Origin of the sequence: Tatumella citrea, assembly GCF_002163585.1 — a bacterium.
Classification (GTDB): domain Bacteria; phylum Pseudomonadota; class Gammaproteobacteria; order Enterobacterales; family Enterobacteriaceae; genus Tatumella; species Tatumella citrea.
The window spans coordinates 1,707,585-1,726,014 of sequence record NZ_CP015579.1; the positions used below are offsets into that span (position 1 = coordinate 1,707,585).

Consider the following 18,430-nt stretch of genomic DNA (forward strand, 5'->3'; position numbering starts at 1 on the left):
GTTGTCCGGCATGGTGATTGTACCCTGGCTGATTGCGCTGCCTGGTGGTAATTACTGGCTAAGGGTTCTGGATAACACCCTGCTTTATATCATGCTGGCATTGGGGCTGAATATTGTTGTTGGCTTTACCGGATTACTGGATATGGGGTTTATTGCGTTTTACGCCGTGGGCGCCTATCTGACTGCATTGCTGGCATCTCCCCAGTTGCTGACAGTGTTTCCGGCACTGATGGCCTTGTTCCCTCACGGGATGCATACCTCATTTTTAGTTCTGATCCCATTGGCTGCCGCGGTTGCCGCAGTTTGTGGCATTTTGCTGGGTGCACCGACGCTGCGGTTAAGAGGGGATTATCTGGCGATAGTGACTCTGGGGTTTGGTGAAATTATCCGCATCCTGATGCGTAATATGGACAGGCCAGTCAATATTACCAACGGCGCCAAAGGTATCAGTAATATCGATAGTTTTGGAGTGGGTGATGTTCGCTTCACTGGATTTTTCCACCTGGCAGGTCATCGTCTGACAAGTCTCTACCTCTGGTACTACCTGCTGGCAGCCTTGATTGTCTGCATCATTTTTATCTGTGTCAGATTACGTTCTTCGAGAGTAGGTCGTGCCTGGCATGCCATCCGTGAAGACGAAGACGTTGCACGAGCGATGGGGATCAATACCCGTAACTTTAAACTACTGGCTTTTGCCATGGGAGCTTCCTTTGGTGGCGTTGCCGGGGTGATGTTTGCGTCATTTCAGGGATTTGTATCGCCGGAATCTTTCTCACTTCAGGAATCGATCAGTGTGCTGGCAATGGTTGTACTGGGAGGTATTGGGCATGTGCCAGGAGTCATTCTGGGTGCCGTGCTGCTGTCGGTATTACCGGAAATCTTACGCAGTGTCGCTGTTCCTTTGCAGCAAGCTCTTTTTGGCTCGGTAGTGATCGATCCGGAAGTGTTACGTCAGTTGTTTTACGGGCTGGCATTGTTGCTGGTCATGATTTTCAGACCTCATGGTTTATGGCCTGCCGGCAACACAAGGAGCGTGAAATGACGTTGTTATCTGTATCACATCTGTCTAAACAGTTTGGCGGTATCCAGGCTGTCGATGATGTCAGTCTGACCATCAATCGTGGCGAAATTTACGGACTTATCGGCCCTAACGGAGCAGGAAAAACCACCTGCTTTAACCTGATTACCGGACTAATACCTGCAGATAAGGGCCAGTTTATTCTCAATGACCAGCCCTGGTCGCCCCATGCCATTGAAAAGGTAACCCTGGCGGGTATTGCCAGAACTTTTCAGAACCTGCGTCTGTTTAATGAAATGACTGTGCTGGAGAACGTAATGATTGGCCGGCATGTCCGTACCCGCAATGGTGTGTGGGCCGCATTGATCAGGCACCGGCGTTCCCGACAGGAAGAACAGGAAACACTCCGCCAGGCAAGATACTGGCTGGAATACACCGATATTGCACGGTTTGCTGATTATCGCGCCTGCGACCTGGCTTATGGCCATCAGCGGCGGCTGGAAATAGCCCGGGCACTGGCGACGGAGCCCCTGTTGCTGGCACTGGATGAGCCAGCCGCGGGGATGAATGCAGCGGAGAAACTCGCTTTGTCTGAATTATTAAGAAAAATCAGAGACGACGGTAAAACACTGCTGATTATTGAACATGATGTGAAATTAATTATGAGCCTGTGTGACCGAATGTCGGTTCTCGACTATGGAAAAGTTATTGCAACGGGAACCCCGGAAACGATACGCCAGCATGCCGGGGTGATCCGCGCTTATCTCGGAGGGGATGATCATGCCTGAGTATCTGCTGGAAGTAGAAAATCTGGAGGTTTCTTATGGAGGCATTAAGGCTGTCAGGGGTGTGAGTTTTCGGCTGGAGCCCGGTCAGCAGGGCACACTGATTGGCGCTAACGGCGCCGGTAAAAGCTCAACAGTGCGTGCGATAACCGGGCAGCAAAAGTTCACAGGTGATATCCGCTGGAGCGGAGAGTCGCTGATTCATTGTCGGCCAGAGGTATTACTGAAAAAAGGTATCGTCATGGTGCCTGAAGGCCGGGGAATATTCAGCCATATGACCGTACTGGAAAATCTGCAAATGGGTGCATGGCTGCGTAAAGACCACGCCAGAGTCAGGCAAGAGACTGAGGCCATATTTGCGCGTTATCCACGGCTTTTACAACGTAAAAATCAGCTGGCCGGTTGGTTATCCGGTGGTGAGCAACAGCTTCTGGCACTGAGCAGGGCGATGTTAAGTCAGCCGAAACTGTTAATCCTCGATGAGCCATCAATGGGGCTGGCTCCCCTGATGGTAAAAGATATTTTTCGGACCATTGCAGGATTACGTGATTCAGGAATCAGTGTCCTGCTTATTGAACAAAATGCCCGTCTGGCGCTGGAAGTGACTGATCAAGCCTGGGTCATGGACAGTGGGAATATAGCCCTGCAGGGCAAATCCAGTGAATTACTAAAAAGTGAAATCGTACAACAAATATATCTGGGCGAGATGCCTGTGGATGAGTCAACACAAGGGGAAATTTATGAAGCAAGGTAATGTTGCGGTTCTGGTTCGCCGGATTCTGGGAGCTGGGGTATTGTCATTGGTTGTCAGTAACGCTATGGCCGATCAGAGTGTATTAATCGGGCTGGCAGGCCCGTTGACCGGTCCTTCCGCGCGAATCGGTAAAGACCTGGAGAATGGCGCTCAGCTAGCCATTGATGATGTTAACAAAACACATCCGGTCATCGATGGCAAAGCTGTGACTTTTAAGTTGCTGTCAGAGGATGATCAGTCTGATCCTAAAGTCGCTGTTACTGTGGCGCAACGTTTAGTGGATAGCGGGGTTGCGGGTGTTGTCGGTCACTGGAATACCGGGACCAGCATTCCGGCAGCACGGATTTATCATGATGCGGGTATTGCTCAGGTCGCACCAGTGGCTACCGGGCATGCTTATACCGAGCAAGGGTTTGATACCAGTTTTCGGGTTATGGGGCATGACGATGATGGTGGTAATTATGCAGCGTTGTATGCGGTGAAAAATTTGCAGGCAAAAAGGATTGCCGTACTGGATGACGGAACTGCCTTCGGCCAGGGACTGGCTGATGCATTTATTAAATCACTGAAGGCACAGGGAGTGACTATTGTTGACCGGGAATACATTGACGATAAAACACTGGATTTTAGCCCTGTACTGACCGCTATCCGGAGTAAAAATGCTGATCTGATCTTTTTTGGCGGAGTGGATAGTCAGGCGGCCTTGTTGGCGCGGCGAATTAAACAGCTGGATATTAAAGCAACACTGATGGGGGCGGGTGGATTTGTCAGTCAGACTTTCCTTACGCTGGCACAGAAACAAGGGGATGGGGTTGTGGCTCTCGAACCCGGACTGCCACTGGATAAAATGCCTGGTGGAAAAGCTTTTGACCAGCAGTACCGTGCCCGGTATCACCATCCGATAGAACTCCATGCCCCATTTTCATACGACGCGACGCGGGTATTGATCGATGCCATGGAAAAAGCCAACTCGGTGGATCCGGACAAATATTTGCCAGTCTTACACCATATTGATTATCAGGGAGTCACCGGTGAAATTAGTTTCGATGCACAAGGTAACCTGAAAAATCCTTCATTCACTGTCTACAAAGATATTAATAATCAGTGGGTACCTGTGGATGTGGTTGGCGGAAAGAAATCCTGAGAACAAACGGGAGAGCAATGTTATGAGCTGTCAAAAACAAGAGTTAGGGATCCTGGCCCGTCGAAAAATAGAGGCGGAAATCATTAAACCGGTCTACGACATACTCAAAAGAGAGCTGGGGAGTGAGCTGGCTAAAAAGTATATCGGAGAAGCCATTGAACAGGCCGCAGTTCAGGCTGGTGCTGAATTTGCCGCAGGCGAAGCCGGGGAAGCTGATCTGCGGAGTTTTGTTAATCTGCAATATTTATGGGAAAAGGACAACGCGCTGGAAGTCAGGGTTATTGAGAATGATGACCAAAAATATTATTACGATGTGACACGTTGTCGCTATGCCGAAATGTATCAGGAGATGGGGCTTGGAGAGATAGGCCACTTGTTATCCTGTGCACGTGATGAAAAATTCATTGTCGGATATGCACCGGATGTCGAATTAACCCGAACGACCACCATCATGTCAGGTGCTGCCTGTTGTGATTTTCGCTATCAGGTCAGGACCGATAAGGGGACGGTGTGACGACGACAGCCAGGATTAACGGAGCACGTCTGTGGGAGACGCTGAATACCTTCGCAAGTTTTGGGCAGACAGATGGCGGAGGAGTCAGCCGTCTGACGCTCAGTAATGAGGATCAGCAGGGCAGAGAACAATTACGCAACTGGTCCGAACAAGCGGGATTCCTCTGCCAGTCTGATGACGCAGGAAATATGTTTATTCTCAGGCGCGGCAGAGATTCATCGTTACCGCCGGTTCTCACCGGTTCACATGCCGACTCGCAGCCATTGGGGGGAAATTACGACGGAATTTATGGCGTGCTGGCCGGTCTGGAAATATTAAGGACTCTGAACGATCTTCAGATTGAAACAGAAAGAGATATTCTGCTGGTAAACTGGACAAACGAAGAAGGGGCACGATTTTCTCCGGCAATGCTGGGCTCCGGAGTCTGGTGTGGCATTTACAATACTGACTATGCCCGTTCGCGTACCGATTGCCATGGCGTCACATTTGGTGAAGCTCTGGACCGAAGTGGCTGGCGCGGGCATCTTCCGGCAAAAAGCAGACCACTGCATGCCTGCTATGAATTGCATATTGAACAGGGGCCGGTCCTCGAAGCCGAACAGGCTGACATCGGGGTTGTACACGCAGCAATGGGCCAACGATGGTTTTCGGTAACGATCAACGGATTTCCGGCGCACGCCGGTACCACACCTATGGATCTTCGCCAGGATGCCGTTGCGGGTTTTGCAGAACTGGTGTTGGCTGTGGAACAAACTGGCCACAGTTTTTCTCCGGACGGAAGGGCGACGGTGGGAAGGGCAAAAATAGTGCCGGATTCTCCTAACGTGGTTGCCGGTCAGGTTATCTGTAGTGTAGAACTCCGGCATCCTGAGTTCGAAACGCTGAATCTTATGGAAGCTAAATTACACCAGGCCGTCAGGGACCTCAGTAAGAGGCGCTTAGCTGCAGAGATTGAAAAATTATCAGATTACTCACCGGTACATTTCGATTCAGATTGTATTGCCTGCGTTCAACAGGCGACGGAAGAGCTTGGATATTCGTCGAGACCTATGGTGTCGGGTGCAGGGCATGATGCGTGTTTTGTTAGCAGGGTTGCTCCAACGGCTATGATTTTTATCCCTTGTGTTAAGGGCATCAGTCATAACGAGGCGGAAGCAATAACTCCTGGCTGGGCAACAAAAGGCGCGAATGTATTGCTACACACCGTGCTCAGGTCGGCGAATCAATAACAGAAGAACTGCCCGGCAGAACAGTCTGTGCACCACGCTGGTACAGCGTTTCTTTGTTGCAGTACGGAGCCAGTGGTAACAGCTAACTGACGGGCTTATACAGACTGAGTACATGTTGGAAATGTCGGGTCAACAGCCGGGGCGGCAAGATGACCCGACCAGACAACGGAAAGCCGTGGTTTATCGACTGACCGCTGTCGGTTCAGCTTTGTTTAGTTCGCTAAGCCGGACCAGCAATTGCCTGCTTTGATTCAGCATATCGATTTGTTCGTCAACCAGCGTCAGTTGCTGGCGAATTTTATCAGTCAGCGCGCTACAGAGTTGCACCGGCTCCGGGGTTGAACCCAGACAATCTGTCAGATGGCTGATGGTGTTGAGTGTCAGGCCCGCACGGTTCAGCAGCTCTATTTGTTTCACCGTATTGATATCAGAGATGGAATAACGGCGGTACCCTGCCGGTGTTCTTTCCGGGCGCAGCAACCCTTGTTGTTCGTAATAGCGCAGCATCCGGATACTGATTCCGGTCAGTGTGGCCAGCTTACCTATCTGCATTTCCCGCTCCTTGACTCTGACAGTAGTGTCAGAGTGTAAGCTAACACCCGTTGCTTATACAGGAGAGAAATCATGCTGAAATTAATTATGTGTGTAAAAAGGCTGCCGCAATTAACGCGGCAGGAATTTGATCATCACTGGCGGAATATACATGCGCCGCTGGTCACCGGTTACGCTGAATTGTTAGGCATAAGAAAGTACGTTCAGACGGTTCCCTTCGGCAATGAAGCAGCACAACTGGGGTTAGAAAAGATTAGGGGAACGGATGCGGTGAATTTCGACGGTTGTGCTGAATTATGGTGGGACAGCATGGAGGCTCATCTGGCAGCCCGAAAAACGAATGAGGGGCTAAAAGCATTACAGGCACTGATTGAGGATGAAAAAAGATTTGTCGATTTATCCGCATCACAACTCTGGTATGGAGAAGAGCGGTTGATTATCCCTGTCACAGAATAACCGGGGTCACCTGACTGCTGAAAAACAATATGATCCACTAAATGAGTGCCGTCATTAGAATGACGGCCGACAGCACCACAAATGGTAATTCGCCAGTGGCAAAGCAAGAATTAGTGGTGGAACAATACCCCGAACCAGACGATGACTGTCATCACTACAGCAACTAATTGCGCGGCACCGCCAATATCTTTGGCGCGTTTAGATAACGGATGAATTTCGTCTGAAATCCTGTCAACCACAGTTTCAATGGCGGTATTCAGCAACTCGACAACCAGTAGCAGGAAGCTACAACCAATTAACATTAATTTTTCAAGCAGGCTTGCATGCAGAAAAAATATGATAACAAACAGAACAATATTAATAAAAAACAATTGCCGGAATGCATCTTCGGTCTTCAGGGCATCAATAAAACCCGCCAGCGAATTATTAATACTGTAGGTCAGACGACTGATTCCTTTTTTCTTTTCCTGGGGCATGAGAACACTCTTATTATTTTGCCTGCTGACAGCATGAGTAATGGGTTACACATAACAGGATATCAGGCGCAGATGAATTAGTAACATAAAAAAGCCCCCGGGCTGATAAAGCAGTACCTGAAAAGCTTCTCTGTTGCAGAGAAGCTTTTCGGGCCAGCAAATACCGGCGGGCAGGGGCGTGGTGCTGTCAGTCAGTAATTACAGCTGTTTCTCATACAGACGATAGCGTTTATAGGGCACCGCACCAATTTTTTCCAGAATGGTACGCATACCGGTATTTGATTCGAGAATCCATGACATTTCCAGAGCGTCAATTTTGCGACGGGCAAACGGGTCACGCAGCGCTTCAATCAGTAACAGTGCCATTACCGGACCCATGCTGCTGAACTGGTAATCATGACGAACACCCATTAACGGGACACGGGCGGTTCGTACACCACTGACTTTCAGGCGCCACAACAGTTTCGCCCAGCCAAACGGGAACAGGCTGCCGTTAAGATCACTGATAGCCTCGTTGATATTTGGCAGGCCGACGATAAATGCACAAGGCACACCATCTGCTTCGGCAATATAGATCATATCGTCCGGCACCAGATATTTCAGCTGATCACCCATGGTGGCGAACTCATGTTCAGTGAAAGGTACAAAGCCCCAGTTGTTCTGCCATCCGGAGTTGAAAATTTCGCGTAATACCTGCATCTCTTCAGCGAATTTTTTACGGTTCAAAGGACGAATAGTCACTTTTTTCCGTACCCGCGCCATCAGTTTGCTTAATGATTCAGAAAAGTGCAGGTCAGTACGTTTCATCCAGTAGGCCAGCAAGTCGATACCCTGCTGATAACCTTGTTGCTCCAGATATTTAGCGTAATAAGGTTTACCATGAATCATCAGCGCAGAAGGAGGGGTATCAAAACCGTCAATTAATAAACCACTTTCCTGATTGATATTCAGGCTGAACGGGCCGGTAATTTTAAATGCGCCTTTAGATTTTAACCACTCTTCGGCAGCGGCAAACAAAGCATCGAAAACTTCTTTATCGTCGATGGCATCAATCATGCCGAAGTGTCCGGTATCCTGGCCATAAAGTTCGCGGTGCAGCGAATCAATCTGAGCGGTGATACGTCCGGCAATCTTACCGTCTTTTTTTGCAATCCAGGCTTGCCACTCTACATGTTCAGAAGCAGGGTTCTTTTTAGACAGGTGTTCTTCACGCTCAAGGAATAATGGGTCAATCCAGTTAGGGTCATTAGCGTAAAGTGAAGAAGGGAAGGCAATGAATTCTTTAAAACCTTGTTTACCCTGTACTTTTTCAATCTGAATCATAAAAAACCTTTATTGTTAAGCACCGGCTTAAAGAAATACATTTTTACAAAATGGCATTCCTGTGTAGCGTGCAAATAATTATGGGGACGTCATCCCGGTACGCGGAGAATGTCACAGGGCGATATCAATGAGCAACAAACGATACTTAATGACGGGGTACTGACGTGAACCTTCCCGGGCTGCAAAGTAATGCCAGAGCATATGATCGAACGTTAAGCAATTGATGCTTTTATTAAAAGTAAGACGTAACTATTATTTAATGCAATTTACTTTTCGTATAAGAATATTTCTGTCCCGGAATGGAACTTTCTTTTACCACTTAATGCTTTTAACTAAAACACGGTAAATCAGTAGTTCACTTTTACAGAACTTCCGGTTAATGTTTAGGATGTGTTTAAGTTGAGTCATAAACCTGTAATAAATTATTTTTACGTGGTGATGATCTTATGACGAATGTCAATGGTGGTTTACACGTTTCAGCCCTGAAACTATAAATCGCCGGACCCCGGCAGCTGGCCTACCCGGGCGATGGACAGGGCCGAATAAGGGATTATTCAAAGAGCGTCTTAAAAATAGAATATCAACTTTTTCACCAATGGTGTGGTTCACGGTTGGTGAATTGAATTTATGGCTAATTTGTCTATGTCAGAAACAAGCTCTACCCATTCTCTTCCCATGCGTTATGCAGATTTCCCATCCCTGGTAGAGGCGTTAGATTACGCATCCCGGGGCGAAACTGGCATGAATTTTTACGACCGGCGTAATCAGCTGACCGACGTGCTGGAATACCGGAAACTCAGGGACCATGCGGTTGCCGGAGCAAAACGATTGCTCTCTCTTGGCCTGAATAAAGGCGATCGCGTTGCTCTGATTGCTGAAACCAGCGTCGGATTTGTTGAATCGTTTTTTGCCTGTCAGTATGCGGGTCTGGTCGCTGTTCCTTTAGCCATCCCGATGGGGATTGGCCAGCGCGCATCCTACATTACAAAATTGCAGGGACTGATCAACAGTTGTGCCCCCGCAGCGATAATCAGCAGCGAAGAATGGGTACCGTTGATTACCTCAGCAACCGAAGATGCTCCGCCGACGCATATCCTCAGCAATGACGATTTTCATGCGTTGCCGGAAGCTGATGTCGAACTGCAAAAGCCTGCTCCGGATGACATTGCGTATCTGCAATATACCTCCGGCAGTACCCGTTTCCCGCGTGGTGTCATTATTACCCAGCGTTCAGTGATGGCGAATTTGCAGGTGATCAGTCATGACGGCATTAAATTACGTGCCGGTGACCGCTGTGTTTCCTGGCTGCCGTTTTATCATGATATGGGTCTGGTAGGTTTCCTGCTGACTCCGGTAGCAACACAGCTTTCGGTCGACTATCTGCGTACTCAGGATTTCGCCATGCGCCCTCTGCAATGGCTGAAACTTATCGATAAAAACCGTGGCAGCGTCACTGTTGCACCGCCATTTGGTTATGATTTATCACTGCGTCGCAGCAGCGAAAAAGAAACTGCCGGGCTGGATCTGTCCTGTCTGCGGGTTGCTGGTGTCGGTGCTGAACCGATTCCTGTTGAACTGCTTAACCAGTTCAGTGAGCATTTTGCTGCCATTGGTTTTAACCGCAATGCCTTTATGCCTTGCTACGGTCTGGCAGAAAATACCCTGGCGGTCAGCTTCTCTGATGAGAACAAAGGTGCTCAGGTTAATGAAGTTGACCGTGACATTCTGGAATATGAAGGTCGTGCGGTTGCACCGACCAGCAAATCCCGTGCGGTATCTTCATTTGTGAATTGCGGAAAACCGCTGCCAGGGCATCGTATCGAAATCCGGAGTGAAACAGGAGAAGCATTGCCTGAACAGCAGGTTGGTCATATCTGTATTTCCGGACCGAGCCTGATGAGTGGTTATTTCCGTGATCCGGTGACCCAGAAGCAGATTCAGTCTACCGGCTGGATGGATACCGGTGACCTCGGCTACCAGTCTGAGGGTTATCTCTATGTCACTGGCCGTAAGAAGGACTTAATCATTATTCGTGGTCGTAATATCTGGCCACAGGATATTGAATATGTGGCTGAGTCTGAACCAGAAATTCATGCCGGTGATGCCATTGCTTTTGTTACTGAAGAACACGGTGAATCAGCAAGAATCATTCTGCAAATTCAGTGCCGGGTCAGTTCTGAAGAACGCCGTAAGCAGTTGGTTCACTCATTATCTGCCAGTATTCAGAGCGAATTCGGGATTGCGGTAGATATTGAGTTGTTGCCTCCGCACAGTATTCCACGGACCTCTTCAGGAAAACCGGCCCGTGCAGAAGCTAAAAAGCGCTGGATGACCTCTTCACTCTACACTCCGGTACAGATGCCTGGTTTTGTTCAATGACATTAACGGTTGCCATTACCGGGGCAACCGGCTTCATCGGCAGGCAGATCACTAAAGATCTGCTGGCCCGTGGATGCCGGGTCCGGGCACTGACCAGAGCAGCAAAACAAAATACCGGTGAAAATCTCATCTGGGTACGTGGTTCGCTGGAAAATCCGCAGGCACTGACTGGACTGATGACCGGGGCTGATGCTGTGATACATTGTGCCGGGCAGGTCAGGGGCAGCAGTGAAGCGGTGTTTACTGAGTGTAATGTGACCGGGAGTGTGTCGGTCATGCAGGCTGCGCAAGCGTCTGGTAGTTGTAAAAAGTTTTTATTTATCTCCTCTCTGGCTGCACGCCATCCTGAATTGTCCTGGTACGCAAACTCTAAATACGTTGCCGAACAACAACTCCACAAGTTAGCGGGTGATATGACTTTGGGCATTTTCCGCCCTACGGCTGTCTATGGCCCGGGGGATAAAGAGCTTAAGCCCTTGTTGAATGGCCTGTTACGTGGCGTGCTTCCGCAACTGGGAAGCCGGGATGCTATTCTGACCTTTATCCATGTGTCTGATATGGCTGCCGCGGTAACGCAGTGGGTATTGGCCGATAACTCGCAGGCCGGTATCTATGAGCTTTGTGATGGAGTAGAGGGCGGCTATAGCTGGACGCGGATGCAGCAGATTGGTGCCGCAATACGACAGGGTCCGGTCAGGTTAATCCCTGTTCCGTTGTCACTGCTGAAACTGATTGCCACTTTAAGTATGATGTGGAACCGGCTGGTAAATACCGAGCCGATGCTGACACAGAGTAAAATCCGGGAATTAACCCACCCGGACTGGACTGCCAGTAACCAACAGCTAACCAAGGCCGTTGGATGGGTTCCTGAGGTGAGTCTGGAACGCGCGCTGCGTGAAGGTCTATTTTAATTAACTGAGTAGAGGTTGTACAAAGCTCTTATGCTAAATCGCGACGCTGTGATGAATTATATTCTGACTTGTCTGCAAGGTATTGTCGAAGGCGGATTAGAAATTAAACCAGATAGCGATCTTGTCAACGATCTGGGCCTTGAATCCATCAGAGTATTGGATTTGCTGATGATGTTGGAAGATAAACTGGATATTTCTATCCCGATTAATATTCTGCTGGATGTCAGAACTCCCGAGCAGCTGTTGAATGCCCTGCAACCTTATCTGGAGAAATCAAATGGGTCTTTATGATAAATTTTCCCGTTTGATGACTGAACGCGAACAATTCAGTACTTCCGGTCTTAATCCTTTCGGCACCTGTATCGATGAAATTTATTCAGCGACAGAAGGGCGGATTGGCGAGCATAAAATTATTCTGGCAGGTACCAATAACTACCTGGGAATGACCTTTGACTCAGAGGCAGTTGCCGCGGGTCAGGCAGCGCTGGCGCATCAGGGGACCGGCACCACAGGTTCACGGATGGCAAACGGCAGCTACGGTTCTCACCTGGCACTGGAACAGGAACTGGCAGAATTCTTTGACCGTCCGACGGCCATCGTTTTTTCAACCGGTTATACGGCGAACCTGGCAGTGATCAGCACCCTGGCGGGCCCCGGTTCAGTGGTATTAATTGATGCCGACAGTCATGCCAGTATCTATGATGCCTGTGCTCTGGGCGGTGCAGAGATTATCCGTTTCCGCCATAACGATGCAGCGGACCTCGAAAAGCGGATGTTACGTCTTGGTGAACGTGCTAAAGATGCGCTGATCATTGTCGAAGGCATTTACAGTATGCTTGGCGATGTGGCTCCACTGGTTGAGATCGTAGAGATCAAAAAACGTCTCGGTGGCTATCTGCTGGTTGATGAAGCGCACTCTTTTGGTGTGATGGGCAACAAAGGTCGCGGCCTGGCAGAAGATTTAGGCGTTGAGGATGATGTTGATATTATCCTTGGTACCTTTAGTAAGAGCCTGGCATCCATCGGTGGTTTTGCCGTCGGCAGTAAAGCGATGGATGTATTACGTTACAGCAGCCGTCCTTATATTTTCACCGCATCTCCTTCTCCGGCAAGTATTGCATCAGTGCGTGCATCTTTGGCAAAAATTGCCCGCCAGCCGGAATTAAGAGAAAAACTGTGGAAAAATGCCCACCGTTTATATCAGGGACTGGCGAAAACCGGTTATGAATTAGGGCCACGTATTAGCCCGGTGGTACCGGTAATTATCGGTTCCAAAGAAGCGGGTCTGGAATTATGGCGCGCCCTGATCGATAAAGGGGTTTATGTGAACCTGGTATTACCACCGGCAGCTCCGGCCGGGGTGACGTTGTTGCGTTGTAGTGTTAACTCAGCTCACAGCGACGAAGAAATTGATAAAATTATTCAGGCCTTCGCTGAACTGAAAGCTTAATAAAAAAAGGCTCCCGAAACCGGGAGCCTTTTTTTTGTCCGGCGAACAATCGGTCAGGCGTTCTGGGATATATTTTCTGCGGTCTGAAGCTGATATCCGTGAGTATCCATAAACTGGCGAATAGCTGATTCAGCATCAGAAATAACGTCAGCGATCGGCTGATTAGCATCAATATTAATAATTCGCGCCCCTTCAAAAGTCAGCAACGGGGTAGTGGCGATTTTCTTTTCCAACTGCTCTCTTGGATGATCCGGTTTACGTTGGCAGGCAACCTCCAGATCCACATTCAGTTTAATCACTAAATCGGGTTTCTGTGCAGCCATCCATTTAAACGCTTTGCGTTCACGGCCAGCCATCCAGCGAATAAAAGGATTGCCTTTTATATTTACCGGGAATACCGGGCCATCATAAGCGCCGGGAATTTGTGCCTGCGGAAAACGGTCCGTCAAAACAATTAACCCTTCACGACGATATTTCATCATGCGGCGAAAACGTAATACCCGACGCAGTACAAATGCCATAATGACCAGTGAAGGTAAAAACTTAACCTTAGACTTTCCGGTTTTTACTTTTTTAGTATTACGCGTAATGGCTTTGTCCAGAAAACGGCCGATCACCGGCCACTGAGCCACTGCACGGCCGACATTACCCGCCTGCTTTCCTAAGTGAACCCTGATGGCAGGGCCATAATTGTTCATATCGGTAATAAGTTGTTCACAGACAGTAGACTTTCCTGAGCCATCGCTGCCAATGACCGCAATAAGCGGTGGGAGTCTGGAATTCATGATCATAAGCTCTTATAACACAAGGTCACCAATATACCATTTTGTCGGTAAAATGTCGCCAGCAACTGGCAGGGATTTGATATTTATCCGCTTGTTAAAAAGTGCAATAAATATTAGTCTGGCTGCGCACAAAATATTAAGAAAAAACCAAAAATAACAAGGCTAATATTCCATTTTTTGACCGTCATGGCTTTATTTGTCACTGGTCGGATAAATTTCTTGAACCTGTAAATAATTAGAATAAAATGGGTTTTTTGCTATTGGATTTCTAGTGGTGTCAGAACAGAGAAACGCCGGAAAAACTCATACGGCAGGCCGCGTTATCGCGATCACTGGCTGTGACGGGTCCGGAAAATCAACACTTGCTGCCAGTCTGGTTAGTCACTTTTCTTCGCAGGAACCTACAGAATTACTTTACCTTGGCCAGTCCTCCGGGTTTATTGGTAAATGGATCAGTGATCTGCCGCTGATTGGTGGTGTGCTCGGGCGTTTTCTGATGTCCAAATCCGACAAGGTTCATGAACGTCCGTCGCAGCCGCCAGGCAATGCTACTGCGCTGGTTATTTTTCTGCTGTCCTGCTGGCGAAGCTATAAGTTCAGGAAAATGCTAACCAAAGGTCGCCAGGGCCAGTTACTGATTACCGACCGTTACCCACAGGCTGAAGTGGCTGGTTTTCGTTTTGACGGAGCTCAGCTGGCAAAAACCAGTGGCGGAAACCGTTGGGTAAGCTGGTTACGTCGTAAAGAACAACAACTTTATCGCTGGATGGCCTCTTATCCACCGTTGTTGCTGATTCGGCTCGATGTTGATGAACAGACCGCTTATGCCCGGAAACCTGATCATGATTTGTCGGCACTGCGGGAAAAAATAGCGGTGATCCCACAGCTGAATTTTAACGGGGCCCGGATTCTGGACCTGGACGGCAGAGACCCTGCAGCTCAGATATTAAGCCAGTCTTTGCAGGCGATTGATCAGGTGTTATCAGAGTCCGGCCGGTGAGCCGCGGACCTGAGAACCAAATTCCAGTTAACACAGAACAATCACAAACGGAGTAAAGTTTGTCGGCAGATTATATAAAGGGACTGATTGCGGTAGTCGGAAGTGACGGCACCGGAAAATCGACCCTGACCAATGATATTGTAAAAAGATTACAACAACAGCAGCCAACAGAACGTCGTTATCTGGGGCTTATTTCCGGTGAAGATGGCGATAAAATCAAGAAATTGCCGGTGATCGGAGTCTGGCTGGAGCGCCGACTGGCTGCCAAATCCGATAAAACTCAGCGTATGAGTAATGGTGGTCCGGCGCTCTGGGCTGCGGTCATCATGTACGGTTTTTCGTTATGGCGGGCATCGAATCTGCGTAAAGCGGTACAGCTGGCGCAAAGTGGTGTGCTGGTGATCAGCGATCGTTATCCGCAAGCCGAAATCTCGGGATTTTATTATGATGGTCCGGGAATCGGAGTTGAGCGGGTAACCGGCCGGCTGAAAACCCGGCTGGCCGAGAAAGAACGTCAGCTCTATCGCGAAATGGCAAAGATACGGCCGGAGCTGATTCTCAGGCTGGATATTGATGTGGATACCGCATTGTCACGTAAGCCGGACCACAGTTATGAAGAACTGAAAGATAAGATTTCGCAGATGGTACGCATTGAGTACAACGGGGCGAATATTGCCGAACTGGATGCCCGGGCAGCTTATGACCAGGTGTTGAGTCAGGCATTACAGGCCATCGCGGCACGGGAAAGCCGGCAGCAGTAAAGCAGAAATTTTGCAGGCGAGGGCGGTCAACTCAGTATAAATAAAACAGCAGTCAGCACCGTACCGCACCAAAATTAAGGGTGGTTTCAGTCGCCCGCCGTGACGATGACAGGTAACAGACAATGAAGCATTGGTTTTCAGACGGTGCGTTCCGCTCGATGTTGCGGAATGCCGCCTATTTAGGCTCGGGCAGTGTGGCAAGTGCACTGCTTGGGCTGTTGGCACTCTCCTGTGCAGGCAAGGGGATGACCCCGCAGCTGTTCGGTGTGCTGGTGGTAATACAGGCTTATGCTAAAGCTGTCAGTGATCTGATCAAATTCCAGACCTGGCAGTTTGTTGTGCAATTCGGCACCCCGGCACTTGAAGCAAAAAATATTCCCCGCTTCCGTGAAGTGATCTCATTTTCATTCGGTCTGGATATCGCCAGTAGTGTTATTGCGATATTAGGCGGGATGGCTGTGCTGCCATTTCTGGCGCATTCGCTGGGACTGGATCGTGAAAGTTTCTGGCTGGCGATACTCTATTGTACTTTAATTCCGTCGATGACTTCCTCAACACCGACCGGTATTTTACGGGCATTTGATCGTTTCGACTTAATTGCGATTCAGCAGGCCGTCAGACCTTTTTTACAAGCCATTGGTAGCGTGATTTCTTATTTCTGCCACCTTGGCTTTGCCGGTTTTATTATTACCTGGTATTTATCTAATCTGGTAGGCGGGACACTCTTCTGGTGGTTTGCGGGCCAGGAATTAAAACGTCGTGATATCCATAATGCACTGAAACCCGCATTATTTAGCAGCGGTCGTCGGTTACAGGGAGCATGGGATTTTGTCTGGACCACGAATATTGCGCATACCATCTGGGCGGCAAGAAACTCCTGCAGTACGGTATTAGTCGGGATTGTGCTTGGCCCGGCAGCGGCAGGTTTGTTTAAAATTGCCATGACATTTTTTGATGCGACCGGTACTCCCGCACAATTGCTGGAAAAAAGTTTTTACCCGGAAATTATGCGTCTTGATCCCCGGACAACGAAGCCCTGGTTACTTGGCTTACGCTCGGCGTTAATTGCCGGCGCAATCGGGGTTGCGGTTGCTTTACTGGTATTTGTGGTGGGTAAACCACTGATCTCGGTGGTGTTTGGTCACGAATATCTTGAAGCCTATGATCTAATTAAAATCATGCTGGGTGCCACCATTGTTGCAATGATGGGCTTCCCGCAGGAATCACTGCTGTTTATGGCAGGAAAACAGCGGGCATTTCTGATAGTACAAATGCTGGGTTGTGTCTGCTATCTGAGCCTGCTAATCAGCATTTCGTATCTGTATGGCGTACAAGGGGCAGCATATGCCTATTTTGCCGGACAATGTCTGGATGTAGTGCTGACATTTATCCCGACACTACGTGCTTACCGGCGGCGTAGCGGACTACGTTTTACTATGGCCCCGGAGAGTCATTAATATGAGTAATAACTGGCAAAAATTTTCCACAGAATCGACTGAATTATTATTTAGCGCCGTGGATGAAGACGATGTGGTTGATGCCGAATATGCACTGCCGGAGCATATTGATCTGTTTTGTTCGCAACAGATAATGCAAAAAAATTATGCCCTTTGTCTGCAATTCTGGGAAGACGGATTCACCCGTGAAGAATTGCTCGGACTGGTTAATGATTTTCTGCAGGACAGCGATAAACCGCTGGCGGTTAAAATGCGCTATAAATATATCCGCGCGCGCTATAAACATTTACGGTTTGCTCAACGACTGTATAGCAAAAAACATCAGTCCGGTGCTTTGTTTAATATGACCACGGTATTACTCGGCCATTTTCAGGATGCTTTCCGTAACGGCAATCAGCAAAAGCTGCGCTTCTACGGCAATATCCTGCGGCTGTTTCTGAGTAAACCTGTCTGGTCAAAAGTGCGTTTCTCACTGCACCATATCAATATGGATTCTGAACAAGGCTTTGTGGAATACCGTCGCCACCAGATTCAGAAACTTCAGCAACTGATTGCCAACCCGCAACTGACAGGTAAACAGTTTCATGATGTACGCAAAATTGTCAGTCAGCAGGTATCCTTCTATGACACCCTGCGTTCTCTGGAGCCAGATAATAGCGAAGCGCGTAAAATTTCACGTTTTATGGCGGCTATTAACGGTTTAATGGGGGACAGGCACGATGTGATGGTTGCCGACAAACTGGCCGGGGGGAGTTCGTATGATCGTCCTGCGCCACTGGACAGTGATATTCGTCACCGTCTGGAACAACTGCTGGCAATATTTCCGGCATAGCGACTCACCCTAAGGGAGAGATGAAATGAACATTTACCGGTTACTGATAGTGTTAGTCACGGTATTACTACCGTCGATGGCTTTTGCGCATAATCTTGTCAATGGCCAGCCGGTCCCGTTGCTGTCCATCAGCGATCGTGGCGAGCTGTCACTGGTTAACGATGAAGTCCGTTATCATCGTTGGGATAGCAGCCAGCTTCCTGGCCGGGTGCGGATTATTCAATATATCGCCGGGCGAACTTCGGCCAAAGATTTGAATAATGCACTGATCACAGCGGTAAGAAATGCAGCATTTCCCCGGAGTAAATTTCAGGCAACGACCATCGTCAATACTGATGATGCCATTCCCGGAACAGGTTTTTTTGTCCGCAATAAAATTGAGAAGAACCTCAGGGAGTATCCCTGGGCGCAGTTTATTGTTGACAGCAATGGGGTAGGTCGCAGCCGCTGGCAGTTACTGCCTCACAGCTCCACAATTATAGTGCTGGACAGTACTGGCCGGGTTCAATGGGCAAAAGACGGCGCACTGACACCTGGCGAAGTTGTTCAGGTTATCGGCATGGTAAAAACACTGACCACCAAAGAGTAATGGTTATGTACAGAT

20 protein-coding genes are annotated in these 18,430 nt (G+C 48.8%); 16 read left to right on the forward strand and 4 right to left on the reverse strand.

The features are described from left to right. Positions 1 to 10 precede the first annotated feature (10 nt). Genes A7K98_RS08115 through A7K98_RS08140 form a run of 6 tightly spaced genes read left to right on the forward strand, consistent with a single transcriptional unit; the run spans position 11 to position 5,444 of the window. On the forward strand, positions 11 to 1,042 hold the full coding sequence (locus A7K98_RS08115; RefSeq protein ID WP_407703108.1) for a branched-chain amino acid ABC transporter permease: 1,032 nt from the start codon (positions 11 to 13) through the stop codon (positions 1,040 to 1,042). Next, a complete protein-coding gene (locus A7K98_RS08120) occupies positions 1,039 to 1,806 on the forward strand; it encodes an ABC transporter ATP-binding protein (protein WP_087488093.1) in 768 nt (255 codons plus the stop codon). The genes A7K98_RS08115 and A7K98_RS08120 overlap by 4 nt, the downstream gene beginning before the upstream one ends. Then, the gene (locus A7K98_RS08125) at positions 1,799 to 2,557 is read left to right on the forward strand and encodes an ABC transporter ATP-binding protein (RefSeq protein ID WP_087488094.1); all 759 of its coding nucleotides are present in this window, start codon (positions 1,799 to 1,801) and stop codon (positions 2,555 to 2,557) included. The genes A7K98_RS08120 and A7K98_RS08125 overlap by 8 nt, the downstream gene beginning before the upstream one ends. Further along, complete coding sequence (locus tag A7K98_RS08130) at positions 2,544 to 3,701, forward strand: branched-chain amino acid ABC transporter substrate-binding protein (RefSeq protein WP_087488095.1); 1,158 nt, start codon at positions 2,544 to 2,546, stop codon at positions 3,699 to 3,701. The genes A7K98_RS08125 and A7K98_RS08130 overlap by 14 nt, the downstream gene beginning before the upstream one ends. 22 nt (positions 3,702 to 3,723) lie before the next feature. Then, entirely contained in the window at positions 3,724 to 4,215 is a 492-nt protein-coding gene (locus A7K98_RS08135) for an L-2-amino-thiazoline-4-carboxylic acid hydrolase (RefSeq protein ID WP_087488096.1), read from the forward strand. Beyond that, positions 4,212 to 5,444, forward strand: coding sequence for a Zn-dependent hydrolase (locus A7K98_RS08140; RefSeq protein ID WP_087488097.1), 1,233 nt, complete (start codon positions 4,212 to 4,214; stop codon positions 5,442 to 5,444). Before A7K98_RS08135 ends, A7K98_RS08140 begins: the two co-directional genes overlap by 4 nt. 180 nt (positions 5,445 to 5,624) lie before the next feature. On the opposite strand, the gene A7K98_RS08145 is transcribed toward A7K98_RS08140, so the two are convergent. Continuing rightward, positions 5,625 to 5,996, reverse strand: a complete 372-nt coding sequence (locus A7K98_RS08145) for a MerR family DNA-binding transcriptional regulator (RefSeq protein ID WP_087488098.1) — start codon at positions 5,994 to 5,996, stop codon at positions 5,625 to 5,627. Positions 5,997 to 6,068: 72 nt separating this feature from the next. Here A7K98_RS08145 and A7K98_RS08150 point away from each other — a divergent pair, with 72 nt between their 5' ends. Further along, positions 6,069 to 6,452 (forward strand): EthD domain-containing protein, encoded by a 384-nt coding sequence (locus tag A7K98_RS08150; protein ID WP_087488099.1) that lies wholly within the window; start codon positions 6,069 to 6,071, stop codon positions 6,450 to 6,452. Positions 6,453 to 6,562: 110 nt separating this feature from the next. On the opposite strand, the gene A7K98_RS08155 is transcribed toward A7K98_RS08150, so the two are convergent. Further along, positions 6,563 to 6,928, reverse strand: coding sequence for a diacylglycerol kinase (locus tag A7K98_RS08155; RefSeq protein ID WP_087488100.1), 366 nt, complete (start codon positions 6,926 to 6,928; stop codon positions 6,563 to 6,565). A gap of 198 nt (positions 6,929 to 7,126) precedes the next feature. After that, the gene (locus A7K98_RS08160; RefSeq protein WP_087488101.1) at positions 7,127 to 8,251 is read right to left on the reverse strand and encodes an N-acetyltransferase; all 1,125 of its coding nucleotides are present in this window, start codon (positions 8,249 to 8,251) and stop codon (positions 7,127 to 7,129) included. Positions 8,252 to 8,893: 642 nt separating this feature from the next. On the opposite strand from A7K98_RS08160, the gene A7K98_RS08165 reads away from it, so the two are divergent. From A7K98_RS08165 to spt, 4 genes are read left to right on the forward strand one after another with little or no spacing between them, the layout of a single operon-like run. Continuing rightward, a complete protein-coding gene (locus tag A7K98_RS08165) occupies positions 8,894 to 10,630 on the forward strand; it encodes a fatty acyl-AMP ligase (protein WP_198361147.1) in 1,737 nt (578 codons plus the stop codon). After that, complete coding sequence (locus A7K98_RS08170; protein ID WP_087488103.1) at positions 10,627 to 11,541, forward strand: NAD-dependent epimerase/dehydratase family protein; 915 nt, start codon at positions 10,627 to 10,629, stop codon at positions 11,539 to 11,541. The genes A7K98_RS08165 and A7K98_RS08170 overlap by 4 nt, the downstream gene beginning before the upstream one ends. A gap of 30 nt (positions 11,542 to 11,571) precedes the next feature. Then, positions 11,572 to 11,832: an acyl carrier protein gene (locus A7K98_RS08175; protein ID WP_038020331.1), complete on the forward strand. Its 261-nt coding sequence runs from the start codon at positions 11,572 to 11,574 to the stop codon at positions 11,830 to 11,832. Beyond that, complete coding sequence (gene spt, locus A7K98_RS08180; protein ID WP_087488104.1) at positions 11,819 to 12,991, forward strand: serine palmitoyltransferase; 1,173 nt, start codon at positions 11,819 to 11,821, stop codon at positions 12,989 to 12,991. The genes A7K98_RS08175 and spt overlap by 14 nt, the downstream gene beginning before the upstream one ends. Positions 12,992 to 13,044: 53 nt before the next feature. Here spt and A7K98_RS08185 read toward each other — a convergent pair whose 3' ends face one another. Continuing rightward, positions 13,045 to 13,776 carry a nucleoside/nucleotide kinase family protein gene (locus tag A7K98_RS08185; RefSeq protein ID WP_087490422.1) on the reverse strand — a complete coding sequence of 244 codons (732 nt, stop codon included), beginning with the start codon at positions 13,774 to 13,776 and terminating at the stop codon, positions 13,045 to 13,047. Positions 13,777 to 14,050: 274 nt separating this feature from the next. Here A7K98_RS08185 and A7K98_RS08190 point away from each other — a divergent pair, with 274 nt between their 5' ends. The 5 genes from A7K98_RS08190 to A7K98_RS08210 all read left to right on the forward strand — a co-directional run bounded on the left by A7K98_RS08190 (position 14,051) and on the right by A7K98_RS08210 (position 18,415). After that, positions 14,051 to 14,776 (forward strand): nucleoside/nucleotide kinase family protein, encoded by a 726-nt coding sequence (locus A7K98_RS08190; RefSeq protein WP_087490423.1) that lies wholly within the window; start codon positions 14,051 to 14,053, stop codon positions 14,774 to 14,776. A gap of 59 nt (positions 14,777 to 14,835) precedes the next feature. Further along, positions 14,836 to 15,537, forward strand: coding sequence for a nucleoside/nucleotide kinase family protein (locus tag A7K98_RS08195; RefSeq protein WP_087488105.1), 702 nt, complete (start codon positions 14,836 to 14,838; stop codon positions 15,535 to 15,537). A gap of 122 nt (positions 15,538 to 15,659) precedes the next feature. After that, entirely contained in the window at positions 15,660 to 16,994 is a 1,335-nt protein-coding gene (locus A7K98_RS08200) for a lipopolysaccharide biosynthesis protein (protein WP_087488106.1), read from the forward strand. Position 16,995: 1 nt separating this feature from the next. Further along, positions 16,996 to 17,826: a hypothetical protein gene (locus A7K98_RS08205; protein WP_087488107.1), complete on the forward strand. Its 831-nt coding sequence runs from the start codon at positions 16,996 to 16,998 to the stop codon at positions 17,824 to 17,826. Positions 17,827 to 17,851: 25 nt separating this feature from the next. After that, on the forward strand, positions 17,852 to 18,415 hold the full coding sequence (locus A7K98_RS08210; RefSeq protein ID WP_087488108.1) for a YtfJ family protein: 564 nt from the start codon (positions 17,852 to 17,854) through the stop codon (positions 18,413 to 18,415). Positions 18,416 to 18,430: the final 15 nt, after the last annotated feature.